We start from the raw sequence: 21865 nt of genomic DNA, 5'->3' as shown, positions 1-21865 counted from the left end.
TTATCCTTCTTGCCGCCACTCAAGCGGATTTCGCGCGAAAATACCTTTTCCGGCTCCTGATACAATATATTTATTTCAGCCTGTCGGGGCCATTCAGTCTTTTTTCCAGTCTTTCAGCACGGCAAAGGGCGACGGACGCTTCTCTGCTTCGGGCTCCTTGTCGGCCGTATCAGCGAATTCGGCATCCGATTTGCGCGGATAGGGATCGATCGCAAGCGCCGCGAATTCCGCCACCACGGCGCCCACATCGATGCTGTCGCCGGTGAACTGGTCGGGAATATCGGGACCATCGGGGTCGAGCACGATCTCGCCCTCCTCATTGGTGACCATGCGCGCAAGCTTCGATCCTTCGGGAACGAAGATGTGCTCCACCGCCTCGTCGATCTTGCTCGTGACCGGCTCCAGCGTCACCACGCAGGACTGGGTCACGGCCGCATGCACTTCGCCCTTGATCTTGATGCCATCCTTCTTCCAGCGGGTAACCTGCAACTCCGCCTTCAGATAGTCGACGGACACCACATCCCAGAATTTCGCCAGCGCCTTCAGCTCCTCGGCATTGGCTTCGAGACCAATCCTGACGGGATTGGCGGAAATATGGCCTACCTTTACGGGATAGGAAAAAGGCAGGTCGTCATTTGCGGCGTGTCGCGCGTTCATCGTAAACCTCATTGTCCAGGCAGGGGCAGCGTCAGGCTTCCGGTCGCTATCGTTTCCTCGGAGCATGCGGAAAGGGCGGAAGACGTTTCCATCATCCAACCCGCCAGCCCGTCCAGCTGCGGCGCCTTATCGTCTGTCTGCGGATATATATTGCGCGCAAGCGCCGCGGCAAGGGCAACGGGGTCGGATGCATCCAGCGCCGCCGCGTAGGATTCCAGCCGCCCGTAAAACATGCCGGCAAATTTCTTCATCCGTTTCGGCACGCCCTGGTCGCCGATGCCAAGTTCACGGATGGAATGATCGATATCCTGAAAAAAGGCGTCGACGATCTCCTGAGCGATCTCCTGCCCGCTTACACCTGATGATTTGGTGCGGCGGAAATAGAGAATCATGATGATCGACAGCATTTCGAAACGGCCCATCACCGTGTCGGGAACACCCAGATCGAGATAAAATTCAGGCGTGCGGGCAGCAGCCGTCAAGGTCGCATATTGGCGGTCGACTATGGCGCGATTGTTGTTTTTCTTCCTGAACAGCCCGAATATCATTGTTTTTTTCCGAACGTGACCGGTGAATTCGCTTACCGCCCATCGCACTTGTTGCATGATTGTCAAAGCTGGTTTACCGAAGCATCCACGAATTGCAATGCTGTCGCGGTCACGTTCGTCTTTGCGCTGAAACAGTCGAAGAGAACCGGAGGAGTTCCAGAAGGCCGGGAAAGCATTGAATTTGGGGGGTGATCGGGATTTTCCGTCCCCGGATTGACACAATCATGTGCACAGACACTGTGCACCACGCAATGCCGGAAGGTGCCATTCATGATCGCAGTCGGGAAAACGCAGTTGAGCAAGCAGAAATCCGCAAGTCAGGGCAAAATTCTGAGCAAAACGGCCATCGCAATCGTCCTCGCGTCCGGCCTGCTTTCCGCCTGCACCAGCACGACCGATGTGTTCCACAATGGTTATGTCATGGACGACCAGGCGCTCCAGCTGATCCCCGAAGGTTCCAGCCGCGAGCAGGTTCTGCTGACCATGGGTACGCCCTCGACCACGGCGACCTTCGGCAACGAAGTTTTCTACTACATCTCGCAGAAGCGTGTGCGCCGCGCCGCCTTCATGAAGCCGACGCTGGTCGAGCAGAATATTCTCGCGATCTATTTCAACAAGGACGGCGTGATCGAGCGCAAGGCCAATTATGCGCTGCAGGACGGCAAGGTCTTCGACACGATTTCCCGCACCACCCCGACAGGCGGCAAGGATCTGACGTTCCTGCAGCAGCTGCTCTCCGGCGGCACCTCGGGCGCCAATATCGCCAAGAGCATTCTCGGTCAGGGCAACAACACCCCCTGATCGGAAGAGGAAACGGAAAACTCAAAGGCCCGGGGATCGCTCCCCGGGCCTTTTTCATTCGTCGGACCTAAGCCCTCAGTGGGCAAGAACCGCAAGCAGCAGCAGCGCCACGATATTGGTGATCTTGATGGCCGGGTTGACGGCGGGACCGGCAGTGTCCTTGTAGGGATCGCCGACCGTATCGCCCGTCACCGAGGCCTTGTGGGCATCGGAACCCTTGACGTGGCGCACGCCGTCCTTGTCGATGAAACCGTCCTCGAAGCTCTTCTTGGCATTATCCCACGCGCCACCACCGGAGGTCATGGAAATCGCCACGAACAGGCCGTTGATGATGACGCCAAGCAGCGATGCGCCCAGCGCCGCGAAGGCCGACGCCTTGGAACCGGAAATCAGCAACACGCCGAAATAAACGACGAGCGGCGCCAGAACCGGCAGGAGCGACGGAATGACCATTTCCTTGATCGCCGCCTTGGTCAGAAGATCAACCGCCTTGCCATAGTCCGGTTTTTCCGTTCCGGCCATGATGCCCGGCTTTTCCCGGAACTGGCGGCGGACTTCTTCGACGATCGAGCTTGCCGCCTTGCCTACCGCGGTCATCGCAATGCCGCCGAAGAGGTACGGAATGAGGCCGCCGAACAGCAGGCCCGCCACGACGTAAGGATTGGCAAGGCTGAAGGAAATCTCGCCAATATCCTTGAAGTAGGGGTAGGTATCGCCATTGGCGGCGAAATAGGACAGGTCGTTGGAATAGGCAGCAAACAGCACCAGCGCGCCGAGACCGGCAGAACCGATGGCGTAACCCTTGGTGACGGCCTTGGTGGTGTTGCCGACGGCATCCAGCGCGTCGGTCGCCTTGCGCACGTCAGGATCGAGACCGGCCATTTCAGCGATACCACCGGCATTGTCCGTCACCGGGCCAAAGGCGTCGAGCGCCACGATCATGCCCGCCAGACCCAGCATGGCGGTAACCGCGATGCCGGTGCCGAACAGGCCACCGAGCTGGTAGGTGCCGATGATGCCGCCGACAATAACGATGGCCGGCAGCGCCGTCGATTCCAGCGAGACCGCAAGACCCTGGATGACATTGGTGCCGTGACCGGTGACCGACGCCTGGGCGATGGAATTGACCGGGCGCTTGTTGGTGCCGGTGTAATATTCGGTAATGACGACGATCAGCGCCGTCACGACAAGGCCAACAATGCCGCACAGGAAGAGGTTGGTGCCGGTGATCTCCATTCCGGCCACCGTGCCGACCGTGCCCCAGCCCACCGTCGCATGGGTGGCGACCGCAAGACCGGCGACCGAGAAGATACCGGTGGCGATCAGGCCCTTGTAGAGTGCGCCCATGATGGAATTGTTGGTGCCAAGCTTGACGAAGAAGGTGCCGGCAATCGACGTCAGGATGCAGGCGCCGCAAATCGCCAGCGGATAGACCATGGCGCTTTCCAGTATCGGCGTTCCGGCAAAAAAGATCGCGGCGAGAACCATGGTCGCGACGACAGAGACGGCATAGGTCTCGAAGAGGTCAGCGGCCATGCCGGCGCAATCGCCGACATTGTCGCCGACATTGTCGGCAATGGTTGCCGGGTTGCGCGGATCGTCTTCGGGAATTCCAGCTTCGACCTTGCCGACGAGATCGCCGCCGACATCGGCACCCTTGGTGAAGATGCCGCCGCCGAGGCGGGCGAAGATGGAAATCAGCGATGCGCCGAAGCCAAGCGACACCAGCGCATCGATCACCTCACGCGAACCGGCCGCATGGCCCATCACCGAGGTCAGAATGAAATAATAGATTGAGACGCCGAGCAGCGCGAGACCGGCCACCAGCATGCCGGTGATCGCGCCCGATTTGAAGGCGATGTCGAGACCGGCGGAAAGGCTGTGCGAGGCGGCCTGCGCGGTGCGCAGATTGGCGCGCACGGACACATGCATGCCGACAAAACCGGCGGCGCCCGAAAGCACCGCGCCGATGAGGAAACCAATGGCCGCCATGGCCGACAGCAGATACCAGGCGAGAACGGCGACGATCAGTCCGACGATGGCGATGGTGAGATATTGACGGGTGAGATAAGCCTGTGCGCCTTCACGGATATAACCTGCTATTTCACGCATACGCTCGTTGCCCTGATCGGCATCGAGAACACTCTTGGTCGCCCATACCGCGTAAACCACGGACAGGATACCGCATAAAATCACTATGGGTATTACGGTCATGCGCACTTACCTCCCAAAAAGCCGGGTCTCACTCCCTCCCCGGCGTGGCGAAACCTTGTGCAAGGACCGGATGATCGCAAGCGCTCCGGGTCCTGTCGTGGCCATTTGTTCCCCTCCCAAGGAAGAATGACCTGCGCGGCAAGATTGCGTTGGCGAAAGGCGTGGCGTCAAGCCCACAATTTTGCCTGAAACATGAAAGGGGTAGAGCGCTGACGCAATCTCAGGCGGCGTTTTTGCGCGAGGTCAGCAGCAGCGACAGGACAAGCAGCATGCAAAGGCCAGCCACCGGCCAGATGACAAGGTTCATTACCGACCAGCCCCAGGCCGTGAACACCTTGCCAGAAGAGAACGATGAAAGCGCCACCGTGCCGAAAAGCACGATATCGTGGAAACCCTGCACCTTGTCCGCCTCATGCGGGCGGTAGCTGGAGGTGATGATGGCGGTAGCGCCGATAAAACCGAAATTCCAGCCGAGCCCAAGGAGAATGAGCGCCGCCCAGAAATTCCACAATTCGATGCCCATATGGGCGACGACGGCGCAGGCCATCAGCACAATGAGGCCGGTCGCAACGATTCTCTCGGCTCCGAATCGGGAGATCAGCATACCGGTGAAGAAGCTCGGGCCGAACATGGCGAGAACATGCCACTGAATGCCGAGGGTCGCGAGTTCGGAGGGGAAACCGCAACCGACGACCATGGCGAGCGGTGCGCCGGTCATCATGAAGGTCATCAATGCGTAGGAACCGATGCCGCAGACCATGCCGGTGACGAAACGGTGCGTGCGGACGATCTCCGACAGGGGCCGCACCGCGTGCGCGTGGGTAGAGGCGGCCTTTGGATCCGGTAATTTCAGGAATGCCAGAATCGCAATCGAGATGATGCCAAGCGGCACCAGCGCGATAAAGGCGCCGGCGAAGGTGATCGGTGCGAAGACATCCTTGCCGAAAATGGCGAGCTGCGGGCCGACGATGGCCGAGATGATTCCACCCGCCAGGATCCAGGAAATGGCTTTCGGCTTGTAAAAGGATGGCGAGGCATCGGCGGCGGCGAAGCGGATTTTCTGCGTGAAACCGCCGGAAATACCGATCAGCAGCAGGCCGACGGCAAACAGCCAGAAATCCGAACGGAAAAGCGCTACCGCAGCGATACCGCCGCCAATCGAGCACATCAGCGCGCCGACCATGAAGCCTGCCTTGCGGCCAAGGAAGCGGGATGCGGCCGCCACGCAGATGGCGCCGAGCGCAACGCCGATATTGAAGCCGGTGAGAGGCGCGGTCGCCAGCGACTTGTCCGCGCCGAGCAGCTGATAGCCGGCAAGTGCGCCAACCGAAAAGCTTAAGGGCGCAGCCGATCCCATGATCGCCTGCGCGATGGTGAGGAGGAAGACGTTGCGCTTCGCCTCGTCCAGTTGAACTTCAAGTCCGGGGACGGAAACCGCGCTCATCTCTTCCTCACCTGTTTTACTTCAGCGTTTTGCCTCGCCGCGCACCTGCTTGGCAATGCGGTCAAGCACCGCATTCACGAGCTTCGGCTCATCATGCTCGAAGAAAGCACGGGCGATCTCGACATATTCCGTGACGATGACGGCGACCGGCACGTCCTTGCGCTCCAGAATCTCGAAAGTGCCTGCACGCAGGATGGCGCGCACGGTGGCATCGAGACGCGACAGCGGCCAGTCTTCCAGAAGGGCCGAGCGGACCAGCGGATCGATCTTGGTCTGATCGCGGACGACGCCGGAAACGATGGAACGGAACCAGGACGGGTCGGCTTTCAGATAGGTGTCGCCGTCAACTTCCTGGCCAAGACGGTGCGCCTCATATTCGGCCACGACTTCCATAACGCCGGTTCCGCCGACATCCATCTGGTAAAGCGCCTGCACGGCCGCAAGGCGGGCCGCGCCGCGCTGGTTGGCTGGCTTTACCGAAGGCTGGCGCGGTTCACCGCCATTTTCAACATTCGACATGCGTTCAGCCACCCAGTTTTTTCTTCAGCTCGATCATCGTCAGCGCCGCACGCGCCGCGAAGCCGCCCTTGTCCTTGTCGGAACGACGCACGCGTGCCCATGCCTGCTCGTCATTCTCAACGGTGAGGATGCCGTTGCCGATCGGCAGCGATTCGCTGACGGCAAGATCCATCAGCGCGCGGGAGGATTCGTTGGAAACGATGTCGAAGTGATATGTCTCGCCACGGATTACCATACCGAGTGCGACGAAACCGTCATATTCCGTGCCGTCATTGTCAGCGCCATCAAGCGCCATGGCGATGGCGGCGGGGATTTCCAGCGCGCCCGGAACGGTAATGACGTCATAGGTGGCGCCGGCTTCATCGAGCGCGAATTTCGCGCCTTCGAGAAGGGCATCCGCCATATCGTCGTAAAAACGTGCTTCCACGATAAGAAGATGGGGTTTGGACATGATATTTTCCTGAAAAGCTTGCTGCCGGATCATACCGGCTTTTGCGGCGGTCAAACCACGGCTGGCCATTTTTGGCAAGTAATTTCATGTGTCAGCGGCGCAAGAGGCCACGTTTGCGGGGCATTTGGCCGGGTTTCACGCCTTCCGGCGAGGCTTCGCGACAATCAGGTTTTCTGGAAGGCGAGATGGACGCCAAGCCCCATCAGCACCGTTCCGGCCGCGCGCCGGGCAAGCACCTGCACCGCCCCGGAACGCTTCAAACGCCCGACCATGGCGCCCGCAAGAAGCACGCCGACAAGATCGGCCGAGGAAAAAATGAAATTGACGGCGATGCCGAGGATCAGCAATTGCAGCCAGACCGGAAAGGCCGCCGCAGGGTCCACGAACTGCGGCAGGAAGGCCAGAAAGAACAGCGCGGTCTTCGGATTGAGCACATCGACGATGATGCTGTCGATGAAGGCGCGGCGCGCCGATTTCGGCTCGATGGCCAGATTGACGGCCTCGCCCTCAAGCTTGCTGCGCAGCATCGAGAAGCCGAGCCAGATGAGATACAGTGCACCGCATAGCTTTACCGCAAGATAAAGCCACGGCACTGCCTGAAACAGCACCGAAAGCCCTGCCGCAGAGGCAAAAATGTGGAAATAGCAGCCGACATGGATACCAAGCACCGCCATCAGCCCGGCAAACCGGCCGCGCGCCATGGTCTGCGCCGCCGCATAAAGCATGGCCGGACCGGGGATATAGGCGAACAAGGCGGTGGTTATGAAAAAGGCTGTCAGCAGTTCGAAAGACGGCATGATGTATTCCCCTACCCCGTTTGGCTTGCGGTCGATATCAAACGGCTAAAAAGTCTTATAGCGTTTCCGGCTTCATCGGAAGCGGGGTGCTTGAGAACAATTGCATATGCCGCGATTTCAGGTGTTGGCACTCCCCTTTCCGTCATTCCGGCCTTGAGCCGAAATCCAGTCGACGCGCGTCTGCGCAGCGGGAAAAGTTCTTTCAGCCCAAAGACTTGGGCTGGCTGGATTCCGGCTCAAGGCCGGAATGAAGGAGGAGGCGTCGGTGCGTCCTTCTCTCCAAAGCATCGTCACATTACGCTGAGGGAAACTCCGCAAGCCTTGCGGCATAACGCGCCATGGTATCGACTTCGAAATTGACGAAATCGCCCGGCTGGCGTTCGCCCCATGTGGTGACAGTCAGCGTGTGGCGGATCAACAGCACGTCGAAATCCGTACCTTCGACAGCGTTGACGGTCAGCGAAGTGCCGTCGAGCGCCACGGAACCCTTGGGCGCCACGAATTTCGCCAGATGCTCCGGTGCGCGCAGGCGGATGCGCACCGCCTCACCTTCCGATTCCACCGAAAGGATTTCCGCCCTGCCATCGACATGGCCGGAAACGATGTGGCCGCCAAGCTCATCGCCGATCTTGAGCGCCCGCTCCAGATTGACGTGGGTACCCTTTTGCCAGCCGGCAATCGTCGTCAGGCGCAGCGCCTCTTCCCATGCCTCGACCTCGTACCAGCGCTCATTGCTGCCGTCTTCCGGCAATCTCGTCACCGTCAGGCAAATGCCGCCATGGGAGATCGACGCGCCCATATCGATGGTCTTGGGATCGTAATTGGTCGCCACCCGCAGACGCACGCCTTCCGCCAGGGCTTCCAGCTCGGAGACGGTTCCAACGTCGGTGACAATTCCGGTAAACATCAAATCGGCCTTTCATAATCGAAGCAGCGATCCGGCCCATAGGCGGTTTCGCTGACCAGTGCATAGTCGCCCGTGATATCGGCACGGCTTAGCGGCGTTTCAATGCCGCCTTCGCCGATCACGACCGGGCTTTCGAACAGCATGATACGGTCCACCAGCCCGGCTTCAAGGAATGATTTTGCGGCAAAGGCGCCGCCTTCGACCAGAAGTTCCGACATGCCGCTTTCGGCGAGAATGCGCAGGAGGTTCTCGAGGGTTGGGGCTTCGAGGATCTGGACGCCGGCGTCGGTGAGGAGTTGGCGCTTTGACTCGCGGCTACCCCCCTCTGCCCTGCCGGGCATCTCCCCCTCAAGGGGGGAGATAGGCAAGGGGCTAGCCGCTCGTGCAAATTGTGCCTCCGGCTCACCCTCTCCAGCTGCCGATGCGGGGCGAAGCGGCGCTCCATCGATCTCCCCCCTTGAGGGGGAGATGCCCGGCAGGGCAGAGGGAGGTATCGCCGCAACGATCACCGGCACCTCCCGCGCTGTCTTCACCAGCTTCGATGTCAGCGGCAATTCAAAATGCCGGTCCAACACGATGCGAACCGGCGAGCGATCCTCGAGACCGGCTATTCGCACCGTCAGTTCCGGATCGTCGCCAATCGCCGTGCCAATCCCCACAAGAATGCAATCGCAACGCGCCCGGAGTTCATGCACGGCATGGCGCGCCTCGGGACCGGTAATCGCCACCTGCCCCTCGCCTTTCCTGCCGATCATGCCATCGGCGGAAACGGCAAGTTTCAGAATTACATGCGGGCGTTTTTTCACCTGACGCGTGAGGTAGCCGGCAAGCGCTCGCTGGCCTTCCGCACGCAACAGGCCGGTTTCCACCACAATGCCGGCATCCCGTAAAATCATATAGCCGCGGCCGGAAACGCGCTCATCCGGATCATCTACCGCCACGACCACACGGGCGACGCCGAATTCCACCAGCGCATTGGCGCAAGGCGGAGTCTTGCCCCAGTGTGAGCAGGGTTCGAGCGTCACATAAGCGGTCGCGCCACGCGCCGCCTCGCCGGCTACTTCCAGCGCCTGCCGTTCGGCATGCGGGCGGCCGCCGATGGCGGTGACGGCTTCGGCGATGATTTTTCCGTCTTTTACGAGAACACAGCCAACCGATGGGTTGGTGAGCGTCTGGCCCTGATGGCGGAGAGAAACCTCGATTGCCCGGGCCATGAATCTTTCGTCATCGGCACGGGTGGTCACGGCTAGACTCCGGCGTCCGTATCGCGGGCGATCTTGGCGTTGATTTCGGCAATCACGTTCTCGAAATCCTCGGCATGGCTGAAATCGCGATAGACCGATGCGTAACGCACGAAGGCCACGTCATCGAGGCTCTTCAGTGCTTCGAGAACCTGCAGGCCGATTTCTTCCGAGGGGATTTCCGTCTCGCCGGAACTTTCCAGACGGCGAACGATGCCGGAGACGGCGCGCTCGATCCGGTCGCGGTCGACCGGGCGCTTGCGCAGCGCGATCTCGAAGGATCGCACCAGCTTTTCCCGGTCGAAGGGCAGCTTGCGGCCGCTTTTCTTGATGACCATCAGCTCGCGCAGTTGCACGCGCTCATAGGTCGTGAAGCGGCCGCCGCAATCGGGGCAGATGCGCCGCCGACGGATGGAGGTATTGTCCTCCGCCGGACGCGAGTCCTTGACCTGTGTGTCTTCGGAACCGCAAAATGGGCAGCGCATCGTCTTCCTCTCTTACATGTAGGGGTACATCGGGAAACGGTCCGTCAGGCCGACGACCTTTTCACGCACCGCAGCCTCGACGGCGGCATTGCCCTCATCCGAATTGGCAACCTTCAGACCATCGAGAACCTCGACGATCAGCTTGCCGATTTCGCGGAATTCCGCTTCCTTGAAACCGCGCGTCGTGCCGGCCGGTGTGCCGAGGCGAACACCAGAGGTGACGAAAGGCTTTTCCGGATCGAAAGGAATGCCGTTCTTGTTGCAGGTGACGTAGGCGCGGCCAAGAGCTGCTTCCGCGCGCTTACCGGTGGCGTTCTTCTTGCGAAGATCGACCAGCATCAGGTGGTTGTCGGTGCCGCCGGAGACAACATCCAGACCGCCTTCGATCAGGGTTTCGGCCAGTGCCTTGGCGTTCTTGACGACCTGTGCGGCATAGTCCTTGAATTCCGGCTGCAGCGCTTCACCGAAGGCAACGGCCTTGGCGGCGATGACGTGCATCAGCGGGCCGCCCTGCAGGCCCGGGAAGACAGCCGAATTGAACTTCTTGGCCAGATCCTCTTCGTTGGTAAGGATCATGCCGCCGCGCGGGCCGCGCAGCGACTTATGCGTGGTGGTGGTGGCAACATGGCAGTGCGGGAACGGCGACGGGTGCTGGCCACCGGCAACGAGACCGGCAATGTGGGCCATGTCGACCATGAGGTAAGCACCGACTTCATCGGCGATCTCGCGGAAGCGCTTCCAGTCCCAGATACGGGAATAGGCGGTGCCGCCGGCGAGGATCAGCTTCGGCCGGGTTTCCTTGGCCTTGCGCTCCACTTCGTCCATGTCGAGCAGGTTGTCACCTTCACGCACGCCGTAGGAGACGACGTTGAACCACTTGCCGGACATGTTGACCGGTGAACCATGCGTCAGGTGACCGCCCGAGTTCAGGTCGAGACCCATGAAGGTATCACCCGGCTGCAGCAGCGCGAGGAACACGGCCTGGTTCATCTGCGAACCGGAATTCGGCTGCACGTTGGCGAAGTTGACGCCGAACAGCTTCTTGGCGCGCTCGATGGCGAGTTCTTCAGCGATGTCGACGAACTGGCAGCCGCCGTAATAACGCTTGCCCGGATAACCTTCCGCATATTTGTTGGTCATGATCGAACCCTGCGCTTCGAGCACGGCGCGGGAAACGATGTTTTCCGAGGCGATCAGTTCGATCTCGTGGCGCTGGCGACCCAGTTCCTTCTCGATCGCGCCGAAAATATCCGGATCGACTTCGGCAAGCGGACGGGAGAAGAAAGCATCTGTGTTCGACATGGTGAAGGCTCCTGAAACAGTAATGCGATGGCGTCTTAGCGCCCTGCCCGGACAAGAGCAATACGGGCTGCGAGATTTGCCCGTCAAACTGCGACGTTGCGACAAAAAACGACAGTTGTTTTTTCAAAAGCAGCAGTAAAAAGAGGAAAAGCCGCACCCGGCAGGGCGCGGCCTTTCATTTAGAGATAAAACCCAACGGCAGAGGATCAGTTGCGCGGCAACAGGTCGTCGTCCACAGCGCCGGCCGGCTGCTCCATGCCGCTCGTGGTGTTCAGCGCCAGTTCGGCGTTGCCGTCCTTCTCATAGATATCATCGCGGAACTGCACCACGCCGTCCTTCGCCGACCATGCGGTGATGTAGACGAAATAAACGGGCACTTCCTGCGCCAGCTTGATCGGCGTGTTGACGCGGGTCGCGATGACACGTTCCATTTCCTGACGCGACCAGCCGGGCGTGTCGCGCAGCAGCCAGCTTGTAAGGTCGCGCACGTTCTGCACGCGCACGCAGCCGGAGGACTCAAACCGCATCAGCTTGTTGAACAGGCCCTGCTGCGGCGTGTCGTGCATATATTCGTTGTTCGGATTGTGGAAGTTGATCTTCGTCGACGACATGGCGTTGATCTTGCCGGGGTCCTGACGGAACATCAGGTTCGGGGCCTTGGGTGCGAACCAGTCGACCGCGGTTGGCGAAACTTCCTGCCCCTTGCCGTCGATGAGGCGGATGTTGTTCCGCTCCAGATAGGTCGGGTCCTTCTGCATCAGCGGCACGATGTCCTTTTCGACGATCGAGCGCGGCGCTGTCCAGTAGGGGTTGAGGATGACCTCGTAGATCTTGGAGTTGATGACGTGCGTCGGGCGGCTGGCGCGGCCGACGACGGCTGTGTTGCGCAGGACGACGCGCTCATTCTCCACTGCCTCGATGGCGGCGGCCGGAATATTCACCATCAGGTGACGCTGGCCGAGATCACCCGACATGGACTGGATGCGCACGAGGTTGGTCTGCAGCTGCGCCAGACGGATCTGCGCGGAAACATTGAGCGCCTTCGTGGTGTATTCGCCGCTGACGCCATCGGCGGGAAGGCCGTGGCGGGCCTGGAAGCGCTTCAGCGCACCGTCGACGTAGGAATCGAAGGCGCTGGAAATTCCGGCTTCGCGCGGCAGGTCACCCGAAACCATCAGGCGCTGGCGGAGTGCATGCACGGATGGGTCGGAAACGCCGATCTGAAGGCGCTGCTGGGTGGCGGGCACTTCCGGCCAGCCGCCATTCTGCACGATCTGCTGATATTGCATGATCGCCTGCTGCATATAGACAGGCGCTTCGCGTCCGAGAACCGGATTGTTGGAAACCACGCCCACGGCCGAACGCGACGTATTGGCGTCGAACTGGTCATCCCAGTTGCCGCGGCGCGAAGAGCCCATGAGATCGTTGAGCGCGTTCTGCGCAAAGGCCGGCGCGGCAAGCGCGGCGGCGCCAACGGAAACGGCCGAACGCAGAAGCGCGCGGCGCGATACGGAATCGGAAACGGATTTCTTTGTCATTCTACCTACCAGCCACTCTCTTCGGCATTCTCAACAATGCCTAAATCAATATGATTAACAAACACGTATAACGTGTCTGCCGGCCGGGATTACCTGATAAGCATGATCAGGGTGCTGGTGTCTGGCAGTACAATCGGCACTTGCCGCAACAACAGGAGAAAAAGCCGGCTCCTTAGACTTGCGCGTCCCATATCAATATGGCCGATTCGTGTCACGGCCCTCTTCTCACGAAGCTGTGTACCTCTGAAAAAGCCGGGCGAAGGTTCACCTTATGGGCCAGATTGGCTCATGGCGAATGAGGTGCGCGGCAGAAAATGGTGAGCGGCGGTATCGTTGATCGCTGCGTGAGATAGCCTGCATTCCTCGCTATGGTTTTAACGAACAAATAAAGAACAAATAAAGAACAAATTTCCTTGGAATTAGCAGTCGCGCACGTTGTAACTGTATCTGATTCAACCTATTTTCAGGTTGCGTTACAGAGGAGCACCCATGGCATCTATTCTGGAAGAGTTTGCAAACCTACACGAGGATGATGGGATAGCCTTTTCCGAGTTGGTTCACCGCTATCAACAAGAACTCAAAGAAAACCTATTGCGCCTCGACCAGAACGAGGACGGAAGCCAATTCAACCTCGAATTCATGGGCAAGGTTCTCTCAGCCGCCTCAGCTCTCAATATCACTGAGTTTGACAGTTGGGAGCTTCCACCTCGAGGTCGAGTGTACGAAGTCTACGACGAATTCTCCTATCAAGTGCAGCGCTACGTTATGACGGTGCAAATCCGACAGACCCGAGCTCACAAGGTATATTCGGTCTGCCTTAGTGACGCTGAGAAAGATCGAATTCATGCTCTGGTCAATGAAATCGCTAGCGTTATTCAAAAGTCCGATCTTGAGGAGCGTAAGCGCAATTCGCTCTTTGCAAAGCTCAATCTCTTCATCGCAGACGTTGACCGCAGCCGGACGCGTTTCGACAATGCCATGCTTTTCATGCTTGAGGGTGCAGCGCTTGCTCAAGAGTACGGCAAGGCGCTCAATCCGCTAAATGAGCTGTTTAAGCGCATTGGTGATGTGATGGGAAAAGCAAAATCCGCCGAACCCGATCAAGCCCAGCTACCGCCGCCTGAAGTGCCGAAAAAGCTTGAGGCTCCTCAGAAGAAGATTGAGGGTCCGAAAGGGGGCTTCTCACGCGATATGGACGACGACATCCCTTTTTAGCAGTGATACGGAGATGAAACGGAAACGGGCGCAACGTTGTACACTTTAGTACCCGCTACGCCCTTTCGTTCCAGTGTAGAACTGGATTATATTTAGTGGTTCAATTACTTATTTGATCAGAGACGGTAAGCGATCGAGTCGTTCCAGAAGCGATCGAGGCGCTGCAGCAGCTTGTTCATTTCGGAGAACTCGCCGGTGCCGATGCCGCCGACCTTTTCGATCGAGCCGACGTGGCGTTCATAAAGGCGGGCAACCGTTTCGGCGATTTCCTGGCCCTTTTCCGTCAGGCTGATGCGGACCGAGCGACGGTCGACACGCGAGCGCTGGTGGTTGATGAGACCGAGGTCGACCAGCTTCTTGACGTTGTAGGAGACGTTCGAGCCGAGGTAATAACCACGCGAACGAAGCTCGCCGGCCGTCAGTTCGGAATTGCCGATGTTGAACAGCAGCAGGGCCTGAACGGCGTTGACGTCATCGCGACCCTGACGGTCGAACTCATCCTTGATGACATCGAGGAGGCGGCGGTGGAGACGTTCCACCAGGTGCAGCGACTCCATGTAGAGCGAGCGGATGGTATCTTCATGTGCATCGGCAACAACGGCCTGCGGCTTAACTTTGCTATTGATCATGACTGCCTCACTGTTTTGTTTGGCGGTGTGTTTGTTTGTCTCCCGCCTTGAGTGAGAACCTAATCAATGCGCATAAAATTCTACTTAAAAGCTACGATTAACAAATGGTTACCTGCATTTTCCCCGGAGGGCCCAACTTGTGGCGAAGCGGGAATGCTTCAGGCCAACCCATTATAAATCAATAGCTTAGCCTTGAAATACAGCCCAAAATCAGGCCGAATTGCTTTATTCTTATGGTAAATCAATTCTTGCGCGCTCTTCATTTTGGCGCTGATCCAGCCAGAAAGCGACCAGAAATAGTATATAAATGGTTGCCACCAGACCGTGCATGACGGGCACCAGCGTGTTGGCGCCGAAGATATGCGGCCACACCTTGTACATGGCGATCTGCGCGCCCGCGCCCATGACCCAGATGACCGCCCCCCAAGAGGCGCCGAGCCAGAGGCCGAGTGCGGCAACCGGGAAAATCACCGCCAGCGCACTGCCCGCCACCCGCCAGGGCAGGTTCAGCATGTCGAACCGGCCCTGCCCGCCCAGCGAATATCCCGTCAGCATCGCCCAATATTGCAGGCCAAACCAGAAACAGGAGACCGCGACCAGCCTCATGAAGACCAGAAAGAGGATTTCCGTAAGCGGACGCTTCGGCAGAGGTTGAGAATCAGGTTCCATGGCCGGAAGATACGGTCTCGACGAACGGGCGACCAGCCCATATTGAATTCCACGGCCTGCCTTGTCAAAACATCACGCCGGTGCGGGACGCCGATGAGGGAAGATTGTCGCATTCGCATGGGCCGCGCTTCATGTTATGCAGCTTTCCAAATTTGATCGAAGGACATTCTTACATGCAGGACAAAACGCATCTAGTCGACGAGATCACCGGCCATCGTCGCATGCGGCGCAATCGCAAGGCGGATTGGACGCGCCGTCTGGTGCAGGAAAGCCGCCTCACCGTTGACGATCTCATCTGGCCGGTCTTCATCGTGCCGGGCAGCAATATTCTCGATCCCATTCCGGCGATGCCGGGCGTCAACCGCATGAGCGTCGACAAGCTGGTGGAAGCCGCAAAAGAGGCCGCCGATCTCGGCATTCCGGCAATTGCTACCTTCCCGAACATCGAAATGGAGCTGCGCGACGAGACCGGTTCTAACGCACTCGAGGCGAATAATCTCATCAATAAGGCAACCATCGCCGTCAAGAAAGCCGTTCCCAATATCGGCATGATCACCGATGTTGCGCTCGACCCCTTCACCAGCCACGGCCATGACGGCATTCTGCGCGGCGACGAGATCGTCAATGACGAGACGGTGGAACAGATTATCAAGGCGGCGATCCTGCAGGCGGAAGCCGGATCGGACATTATTTCTCCATCGGAGATGATGGATGGCCGGATCGGCGCCATCCGTCGCGGTCTCGATGCCGCCGGACACCAGAATGTCGGCATCATGTCCTATGCGACGAAATTCGCTTCCGGTTATTACGGCCCCTATCGCGAGGCCATTTCCACGGCCGGCCTTCTGAAGGGCGACAAGAACAGCTATTACATCAGCCCCGCAAATGGCATGGAGGCGATCCGCGATGCCGCTCTCGACGTGGAGGAAGGTGCGGATATGCTGATGGTCAAGCCCGGCCTGCCCTATCTCGACATCTGCTGGCGGCTGAAGGAGAATTTCGGCCTGCCGACCTTCGCCTATCAGGTGTCCGGCGAATATACCCAGATCAAGGCTGCCGCGATGAACGGCTGGATCGATGGCGAGCGCGTGATGATGGAAACGCTTCTCTGTTTCAAGCGTGCCGGTTGCGATGGCGTTCTCACCTATTTCGCCATCGAGGCCGCACGCAAACTGGCAAAGGGCTGAAGCCCGCACTTATTGTATTCGGTCGTTTTCTTCCCATATTGTCTGCTGACACGGCACTCATGCCGCGCTGTCATGCCTTCTCAGGAGAAAACGACCGATGAGCCTCGACCAGAACCCCACCTATGCCGCACCGGATGACTGGCGCGCCTATAGCGGCGTCCTGAGCCGGCGGGTCTTCGCGTTCCTGATCGATTATGCGATCGTTCTCCTGTTGTGCATTCCGGCCGCGGTCATCGTCTTCTTTCTCGGCGTGATTACCCTCGGCCTCGGCTTCTTCCTCTATCCAGCGCTGTTCGTCATCGTTGCCGTGCTTTATTTCGGCATGACGCTCGGCGGCCCCTCGCAGGCGACCCCCGGCATGCGGGCGATGGGGATAGCCATGGCGCGGATGGACGGACGGCGAATCGATTTCCTGCTGTCGACCGTTCACATCGTGCTTTTCTGGGTCATCAACTCGGTTTTGACGCCGCTGATCCTGCTTGCAGGCCTGTTTACCGAGCGTTCGCGCCTCGTTCACGACTTCCTGCTCGGCACCGTCATCGTCAGAACGCGCTGATATCGAGGAAAGCCACGCAAACGTGGCTTTCAAACCCCGCAAATGCCGCATCTCGCAGTTGACGTTTTCCGGCATTTTGCCATTCTGTGACATTATGCATGTCGCTTGAAGCGCCGCCGCCAACCCCGTGAAATCGCGGCGCGCTTTCATAACAGACGCAGGAGGCGATCACGGTTCGATGAACACGCAGGCGACGCCCTCTCCCCAATTCTATCTTACGGCGCCGGCCACCTGCCCCTATCTGCCGAACCAGATGGAGCGGAAGGTCTTCACCCATCTGGTCGGTCCGCGCGCTTCGGAAATGAACGATCTTCTGACCCAGGGCGGTTTCAGGCGCTCGCAGAACATCGCCTATCGCCCGGCCTGCGAAAACTGCCGAGCCTGCGTGTCCGTGCGTATCCTGACCGAACAGTTCCAGCCGACGAAATCGATGCGGCGGGTTCTGGCCGCCAACAGGGACGTCGTCGCCACGGTTCATGCCGCCGAGCCTTCCACCGAACAATTCGCCCTGTTTCGCCGCTATCTCGACCACCGCCACCAGTCGGGCGGCATGTCCGACATGTCGGCGCTGGACTATGCGATCATGGTGGAAGACACGCATGTGAACACCCGCATCATCGAATATCGCGTGCGCGAACCCGGCTCCGGCATCGATTCCAGCAAGCGCGGCGAACTTCTGGCCGTGGCGCTCAGCGACGTGATGAGCGACGGCCTGTCGATGGTCTATTCCTTCTTCAATCCCGATCTGGAAAAACGCTCGCTCGGCACCTTCATGATCATCGATCACATCACCCGCACCCGCGCGCTTGGCCTGCCGCATGTCTATCTCGGCTACTGGGTCGATGGTTCGGAAAAGATGGGCTACAAGACCCGCTACCATCCGCAGGAGCATCTGACCCCACGCGGGTGGGAGGTTTACCACCCTGAAGAAAAATGAACTCTCGTAAAGCCTCAGCGAATGCCGAGCTCTTGTAAGTAAAGCAGGAAAGACGTCCCGGCTTTGCAACCGGGAACGTCATTTACGTGTTACCCGCCAAATTTCCCGCTGCGCGGAAAGCCCTTCGGCACGGTGCGGCCAACAGTGGCACGGTCGGCCAGCCATTCGCGCAATTCCTCACCCACCTTGTTGAACAGACGGCCGGCCGTGTCGGACCATGACAAGCCTTCGGCAAGCGCGAAACACTTCACGTCAACGACGCCGCCGTCCTTGTAGCGCTGCAGGCGCACACCCTTGCCGCGCGACATTTCCGGCACCTGCGAAAGCGGGAAGGCCAGAAGCTTGCGGTTTTCGCCGACGACGGCGACATGGTCGCCCGTCACCGGCACGGCGAGCTTGGCTTCATCCGGCATCGAGACATTCATGATCTGCTTGCCCTTGCGGGTATTAGCGACCATTTCACTCTCGGGTACAATGAAACCGTTGCCAGCCGTGGAGACGAGCAGCAGCTTGCGCGATGGATCGTGCACGAAGGCGGTCAAGATGTCCTGATCGTTCTCCATGTCGACCATGATGCGGATCGGCTCGCCATGGCCGCGACCGCCCGGCAGCTTGTCGGCGCCGAGCGTATAGGCCTTGCCGCCTGTCGTCAGCAGCAGCAGCTTGTCCGTCGTCTGCGCCGGGAAGGCCAGCTTCGGGCCATCGCCTTCCTTGAAGGTGAGCGACGAGGTGTCGGACATATGCCCCTTCAGCGCCCGGATCCAACCCTTCTGCGAGATGACGATGGTGACCGGTTCTTTCTCGATCATCGCCTGCTGGATGGCCTCGATATCGGCATCCGGCGCATCCGCGAACTGGGTGCGGCGGCGGCCGATCTCGGTTGCCTTGGCATATTTCTTTTTGACCTCGCCGATTTCCCAGGCGACGGTCTGCCATTGCTTGTCATCGGAAGCGAGCAGCGCCTCGATCTCGGCCTTTTCGCTGCTGAGTTCATCGAACTCCTTGCGGATTTCGAATTCCTCGAGCTTGCGCAGGTTGCGCAGCCGCATGTTAAGGATGGCTTCGGCCTGATTGTCGGTGAGCGACCACTTGGCCATCATCACATGTTTCGGCTCATCCTCTTCGCGGATGATGCGGATGACCTCATCGAGATTGAGATAAGCGACGAGCAGGCCGCCGAGAATCTCGAGCCTGCGGTCGATGGCCGCGAGACGGTGGCGGGAACGGCGGACCAGCACATCCTTGCGGTGCGCCAGCCACTCGCTCAGCACCTCGTTCAGCGCCATCACCTTCGGCACCTTGCCGAGCGACAGCACGTTCATGTTGAGCGGCAGGCGGCTTTCGAGGTCGGACAGGCGGAACAGCGATTCCATCAGCAGCGTCGCATCGACGGTACGGCTCTTCGGCACCAGCACGATGCGCACGTCTTCGGCCGATTCGTCGCGAATATCCTCGAGCAGCGGCAGCTTGCGGGCAATCAGCAGCTCGGCGATCTTCTCGATCAGGCGCGATTTCTGCACCTGGAAGGGAATTTCGGTGATGACGATCTGATAACCGCCGCGGCCGAGATCTTCCGTCTCCCATTTGGCGCGCACGCGGAAACCGCCGCGGCCGGTCTTATAGGCATCAAGAATATTCTCACGGCTCTCAACGATCACGCCGCCCGTCGGCAGGTCGGGGCCGGGAATGAATTCCACCAGCTTTTCCACCGTCGCATCGGGATGCTTGATGAGGTAAAGCGCCGCGTCGCAAAGTTCATGGGCGTTGTGCGGCGGGATCGAGGTCGCCATGCCCACCGCAATGCCGGAGGCGCCGTTGGCGAGCAGATTGGGGAATGCGCCCGGCAGGACGACCGGTTCCTCGTCTTCTTCGTTATAGGTGGCGCGGAAATCCACCGCATCCTCGCCGATGCCCTCGAGCAGCAGCGCCGCAACCTCGGTCATGCGCGCTTCGGTGTAACGATAGGCGGCGGCGCCGTCGCCATCGATATTGCCGAAATTGCCCTGTCCGTCGACAATCGGATAACGCTGGGAGAAATCCTGCGCTAGACGCACCAGCGCATCATAGACCGACTGGTCGCCATGCGGGTGGAATTTACCGATCACGTCACCGACGATACGGGCGCATTTCTTGAAGGCGGAGTTGGGGCGAATGCCCATTTCACTCATGGCATGAATGATGCGGCGGTGAACCGGCTTCAGGCCGTCGCGCACATCCGGCAGCGCACGATGCATGATCGTGGACAAGGCGTAAGCGAGGTAGCGCTCTTCAAGCGCCGCCTTCAAATCGACCGGATGAATGTTATCGTCTCCGCCTGACGGAGGTACAAGATTTTTTCCCATGGTGCTTGACTAGCGGAAATGCCGATTCCCGGCAAGAAATTCGGGGGTCTGCCCTGTGGATGAAAGCAACTCTTTCATGCTGTTTTTTGTTAACCGCGTTGCAAATGCCGCAATGCCGCCGTCATGGGAATCGATCTAAATCCTATAGACCTTTGAATAATCGCGAATATAAGTATCACCATTCGAATTCGGACACGGTGCACAGCCGTACGTTGAGGGAAGAAACATCATGAGACTGAAATCCACCCGGCAGGTTCTTTTCGCGAGTGCCGCGCTTCTTACGCTTTCGGCACCGGCCTTCGCGCTGGATGGCGGGGATGTGCTGAAGAAGATCAATGCGGCCTATGCCGCGCAGGGCGGCGAGATCGCTGCCGGTTCCGTCGCCGTCAACGGCTCGACGGTGACCCTGAACAGCGTGACCTTCAACGCGGCAGCCGATCCGGCCAAGAAGATCCCGGTCGGCAATGTGACGCTCGAAGGCGTCGAGGAAAACAACGGCGGCTACAAGATCAAGAACGCCCGCTTCGATAATATCGACTACAAGCAGGAAAATGTGGAGATCAAGGCAAGCGACATCTACATGTCCGGCCTCGTCATTCCGGGCGATGCGACCACCGGCACCATCGATGCGCTGATGTTCTACGATGAGGCGCATAGCGGTCCGGTTTCCGTTTCCATCGACGGCAAGCCGGCTTTCTCGCTCGAGGAAAGCACCGCAACCATGTCCGTCAGCGACGACAAGGCTTCTATCGGTTTCGAACTCGACGCATCCGGCTTCAAGGCCGATCTCAGCGACGTGACCGATCCCGGCACGAAGGACGCGATTGAAAAGCTCAATCTGCAGGCGCTTTCCGGCGACATGACCATGAGCGGCAGCTGGGAAGTGGCCTCCGGCACCATCGACGTCGAAGAATATGCCATCGACCTCGACAATGTCGGCCGTCTCAACATGTCGTTCGGTTTCTCCGGCTACACGCTCGACTTCATCAAGTCGATGCAGGAAACGGTGAAGGCGCAGGCCGCCAATCCGAACAAGGAACAGGCGGACCAGGCAGCAAGCCTCGCCATGCTCGGCCTGATGCAGCAGCTCTCCTTCGTCAACGCCGAGATCAGCTTCGAAGACGCCAGCATCACCAAGCGCGCCATCGACTATGCGGCAAGCCAGCAGGGCATGACGGGCGACCAGCTTGCCCAGACCATCAAGGGCATGGCGCCGATCATGATGGCTTCGCTCAACGTTCCGGAATTGCAGAACATGGTGTCGGCGGCGATCAACACCTATATCGACAATCCGAAGAACTTCTCGATCACGGCAGAGCCGGAAAAGCCGGTTCCGTTCCCGATGATCATGGGCGCTGCGATGGGCGCGCCGAATACCCTGCCGAAAATGCTCGGCGTGACGGTAACGGCAAACGAATAGAACCAA

Annotated in this window: 21 protein-coding genes; 6 read left to right on the top strand and 15 right to left on the bottom strand. The window is 59.2% G+C overall.

The window, feature by feature from the left end:
- Positions 1-93: 93 nt before the first annotated feature.
- Both AC1ROR_RS03065 and AC1ROR_RS03060 read right to left on the bottom strand, forming a co-directional pair.
- Entirely contained in the window at positions 94-657 is a 564-nt protein-coding gene (locus AC1ROR_RS03065; RefSeq protein ID WP_035217799.1) for a YceD family protein, read from the bottom strand.
- Between the two features lie 8 nt (positions 658-665).
- On the bottom strand, positions 666-1205 hold the full coding sequence (locus AC1ROR_RS03060) for a ubiquinol-cytochrome C chaperone family protein (protein WP_035217802.1): 540 nt from the start codon (positions 1203-1205) through the stop codon (positions 666-668).
- A 270-nt stretch (positions 1206-1475) separates the two neighbouring features.
- Here AC1ROR_RS03060 and AC1ROR_RS03055 point away from each other — a divergent pair, with 270 nt between their 5' ends.
- Positions 1476-2006: an outer membrane protein assembly factor BamE gene (locus AC1ROR_RS03055; RefSeq protein ID WP_035217805.1), complete on the top strand. Its 531-nt coding sequence runs from the start codon at positions 1476-1478 to the stop codon at positions 2004-2006.
- A 75-nt stretch (positions 2007-2081) separates the two neighbouring features.
- On the opposite strand, the gene AC1ROR_RS03050 is transcribed toward AC1ROR_RS03055, so the two are convergent.
- From AC1ROR_RS03050 to AC1ROR_RS03005, 10 genes are all read right to left on the bottom strand, one after another.
- Positions 2082-4220 carry a sodium-translocating pyrophosphatase gene (locus AC1ROR_RS03050; RefSeq protein WP_035217807.1) on the bottom strand — a complete coding sequence of 713 codons (2139 nt, stop codon included), beginning with the start codon at positions 4218-4220 and terminating at the stop codon, positions 2082-2084.
- A 220-nt stretch (positions 4221-4440) separates the two neighbouring features.
- On the bottom strand, positions 4441-5664 hold the full coding sequence (locus AC1ROR_RS03045; protein ID WP_498588575.1) for an MFS transporter: 1224 nt from the start codon (positions 5662-5664) through the stop codon (positions 4441-4443).
- Positions 5665-5685: 21 nt separating this feature from the next.
- Complete coding sequence (gene nusB / locus AC1ROR_RS03040; RefSeq protein ID WP_004441180.1) at positions 5686-6183, bottom strand: transcription antitermination factor NusB; 498 nt, start codon at positions 6181-6183, stop codon at positions 5686-5688.
- 4 nt (positions 6184-6187) lie between these two features.
- The gene (locus tag AC1ROR_RS03035) at positions 6188-6634 is read right to left on the bottom strand and encodes a 6,7-dimethyl-8-ribityllumazine synthase (protein WP_020809943.1); all 447 of its coding nucleotides are present in this window, start codon (positions 6632-6634) and stop codon (positions 6188-6190) included.
- A 164-nt stretch (positions 6635-6798) separates the two neighbouring features.
- A complete protein-coding gene (locus AC1ROR_RS03030; protein WP_035217812.1) occupies positions 6799-7431 on the bottom strand; it encodes a LysE family translocator in 633 nt (210 codons plus the stop codon).
- 295 nt (positions 7432-7726) lie between these two features.
- Entirely contained in the window at positions 7727-8338 is a 612-nt protein-coding gene (locus AC1ROR_RS03025; protein ID WP_035217813.1) for a riboflavin synthase, read from the bottom strand.
- Positions 8338-9582, bottom strand: coding sequence for a bifunctional diaminohydroxyphosphoribosylaminopyrimidine deaminase/5-amino-6-(5-phosphoribosylamino)uracil reductase RibD (gene ribD, locus AC1ROR_RS03020; protein ID WP_498588574.1), 1245 nt, complete (start codon positions 9580-9582; stop codon positions 8338-8340). Before ribD ends, AC1ROR_RS03025 begins: the two co-directional genes overlap by 1 nt.
- A 2-nt stretch (positions 9583-9584) precedes the next feature.
- On the bottom strand, positions 9585-10064 hold the full coding sequence (gene nrdR / locus AC1ROR_RS03015; RefSeq protein WP_003496675.1) for a transcriptional regulator NrdR: 480 nt from the start codon (positions 10062-10064) through the stop codon (positions 9585-9587).
- Between the two features lie 12 nt (positions 10065-10076).
- Positions 10077-11366 (bottom strand): serine hydroxymethyltransferase, encoded by a 1290-nt coding sequence (glyA, locus tag AC1ROR_RS03010; RefSeq protein ID WP_035217816.1) that lies wholly within the window; start codon positions 11364-11366, stop codon positions 10077-10079.
- Between the two features lie 206 nt (positions 11367-11572).
- Positions 11573-12904 carry a L,D-transpeptidase family protein gene (locus AC1ROR_RS03005; protein WP_498588573.1) on the bottom strand — a complete coding sequence of 444 codons (1332 nt, stop codon included), beginning with the start codon at positions 12902-12904 and terminating at the stop codon, positions 11573-11575.
- Positions 12905-13393: 489 nt separating this feature from the next.
- Between AC1ROR_RS03005 and AC1ROR_RS03000 the strand changes: the two genes are divergently transcribed.
- Positions 13394-14119, top strand: coding sequence for a hypothetical protein (locus AC1ROR_RS03000; RefSeq protein ID WP_142844840.1), 726 nt, complete (start codon positions 13394-13396; stop codon positions 14117-14119).
- 116 nt (positions 14120-14235) lie between these two features.
- On the opposite strand, the gene ldtR is transcribed toward AC1ROR_RS03000, so the two are convergent.
- Both ldtR and AC1ROR_RS02990 read right to left on the bottom strand, forming a co-directional pair.
- The gene (gene ldtR / locus AC1ROR_RS02995) at positions 14236-14745 is read right to left on the bottom strand and encodes a transcriptional regulator LdtR (RefSeq protein ID WP_026363448.1); all 510 of its coding nucleotides are present in this window, start codon (positions 14743-14745) and stop codon (positions 14236-14238) included.
- A 234-nt stretch (positions 14746-14979) separates the two neighbouring features.
- Positions 14980-15417: a DUF6163 family protein gene (locus AC1ROR_RS02990; protein WP_035217818.1), complete on the bottom strand. Its 438-nt coding sequence runs from the start codon at positions 15415-15417 to the stop codon at positions 14980-14982.
- Positions 15418-15590: 173 nt separating this feature from the next.
- Here AC1ROR_RS02990 and hemB point away from each other — a divergent pair, with 173 nt between their 5' ends.
- From hemB to AC1ROR_RS02975, 3 genes are all read left to right on the top strand, one after another.
- Positions 15591-16604, top strand: a complete 1014-nt coding sequence (hemB, locus tag AC1ROR_RS02985) for a porphobilinogen synthase (RefSeq protein ID WP_498588572.1) — start codon at positions 15591-15593, stop codon at positions 16602-16604.
- A gap of 97 nt (positions 16605-16701) precedes the next feature.
- Positions 16702-17160, top strand: a complete 459-nt coding sequence (locus tag AC1ROR_RS02980; protein ID WP_035217820.1) for an RDD family protein — start codon at positions 16702-16704, stop codon at positions 17158-17160.
- Positions 17161-17338: 178 nt separating this feature from the next.
- A complete protein-coding gene (locus AC1ROR_RS02975) occupies positions 17339-18097 on the top strand; it encodes an arginyltransferase (protein ID WP_080834112.1) in 759 nt (252 codons plus the stop codon).
- An 89-nt stretch (positions 18098-18186) separates the two neighbouring features.
- Here AC1ROR_RS02975 and parC read toward each other — a convergent pair whose 3' ends face one another.
- A complete protein-coding gene (gene parC, locus AC1ROR_RS02970; RefSeq protein WP_498588571.1) occupies positions 18187-20439 on the bottom strand; it encodes a DNA topoisomerase IV subunit A in 2253 nt (750 codons plus the stop codon).
- A 229-nt stretch (positions 20440-20668) separates the two neighbouring features.
- Between parC and AC1ROR_RS02965 the strand changes: the two genes are divergently transcribed.
- Positions 20669-21859, top strand: coding sequence for an aq_1923 C-terminal domain (locus tag AC1ROR_RS02965; protein ID WP_498588570.1), 1191 nt, complete (start codon positions 20669-20671; stop codon positions 21857-21859).
- The last annotated feature ends 6 nt before the right edge of the window (positions 21860-21865 follow it).

The organism is Agrobacterium sp. GW821-FHT14E08 (genome assembly GCF_058803865.1).
This window is presented reverse-complemented; position numbering and strand designations above follow the sequence as displayed.